The sequence below is a fragment of the Massilia sp. ZL223 genome (assembly GCF_018119395.1).
In the GTDB taxonomy this organism is placed as follows: domain Bacteria; phylum Pseudomonadota; class Gammaproteobacteria; order Burkholderiales; family Burkholderiaceae_D; genus Telluria.
Genome location: NZ_JAGPWD010000084.1, coordinates 1 through 1,364, shown reverse-complemented (window position 1 = coordinate 1,364; position 1,364 = coordinate 1). Strand labels below are relative to the sequence as shown.

1 protein-coding gene is annotated in these 1,364 nt (G+C 54.9%); it reads right to left on the bottom strand.

Features of this window, described 5'->3' with window-relative positions:
• Nucleotides 1-42: 42 nt before the first annotated feature.
• A complete protein-coding gene (locus tag KBW95_RS24440) occupies nt 43-1,293 on the bottom strand; it encodes an IS256 family transposase (protein ID WP_211529555.1) in 1,251 nt (416 codons plus the stop codon).
• Nucleotides 1,294-1,364 lie beyond the last annotated feature (71 nt).

Sequence of the window (1,364 nt, the reverse complement as noted above, 5' to 3'; positions counted from 1 at the left end):
GGACCTGTCAGGAATTTTGTGTGCTGAGGTCTGTTTAAAAAATCAGCTCAACGCATTGGTAAATCGTTCGCCAAACATAATGGCGAACTGATTCGCGGCCTGCTTCCAGATGATAGGTGGCATCTTCCAGTCTTTCTCGATGTTGCGCAAGGCTAGGTAGAGCAGCTTGCTGGCTGCATCGTCGCTTGGGAAGTGTCCCCGGTTCTTAACGATCTTGCGCAGTTGCATATGCATGCTCTCGATAGCGTTGGTGGTATAGATGATTCTTCTCACCTCGGGCGGGTAAGCGAAGAACGGAATCACCTGTTCCCACTGACGCTGCCACATTGCTGCAACAGTGGGGAACTTCTTGCCCCAGTCGCTCTCTGCAAATTCCTGTAGTGCCTTTGCCGCAGCATCGCTCGACGCAGCCTGGTAAATTGATTTGAGAGCAGCAGCGAGGGGCTTACGATCCTTCCAGCTGGCGAAATTGAGCGAATTGCGGATCAGATGCACTACACAAGTCTGAATCTGCGCTTGCGGATAGACCGCTTCGATCGCTTCCGGGAAGCCGCGCAGGCCATCGACTACGGCAATCAGGACATCGTCCAGACCGCGGTTTTTCAGCTCATTGAAGACCTTTAGCCAGAACTTGGCGCCTTCCGTTTGCTCGATCCACAAGCCCAGCACTTCCTTGCGGCCGTCAGCGCGCACGCCAAGCGCCAGGTACACGGCTTTGTTTTTGACCGTGCCTTCGTCCCGGATTTTCAGCCGCAAGGCATCGAAATAGACGATCGGATACATCGCTTCCAGCGGCCGTTGCTGCCACTGGGCGACTTCTTCCCGTACCTCATCCGTAATGGTGGAGATTAAGTCAGGTGAGACTTCGGTGCCGTACAACTCGAGCAGATGGCCCTGGATCTCACGCACGCTCATTCCGCGAGCGTACATGCCAATCACATGATCGTCGAAGCCTGGCATGCGGCGCTGGTGCTTGGCCACCAGCTTTGGCTCGAACGTCGTCAGCCTGTCACGCGGGATATTCAACCGCAGCTCGCCAGCCGGCGTAAGTACCGTCTTGGCGCTGCTGCCGTTACGGTGGTTTTCGCTATCCTCGCCCTCGCTGGCCAGATGGCGACTCAACTCTGCAGCCAGCATGCGCTCGGCCAGCATCTTCTTCAGCTGGCCGGCAAGGCCAGACTCTCCCAGAATTGATTCAGCATCCTTGTTTTGAACTTGCGCCAGCAACTGGTCGATCAGTTCAACAGGAATCAGGTCTGGCGTCTTTGGTTTCTTTGGCTTCTTGGTGGTCATTGCTTCGGTCATGAACGTCCCTTTCGGTATTATTTCATGACCTCAGCAACACAAAAATTCTGACAGGCTCG

Excerpts from the sequence above, each read along its gene's own strand:
- KBW95_RS24440 (WP_211529555.1), bottom strand. The coding sequence starts at position 1,293 with ATGACCACCAAGAAGCCAAAGAAACCAAAGACGCCAGACCTGATTCCT.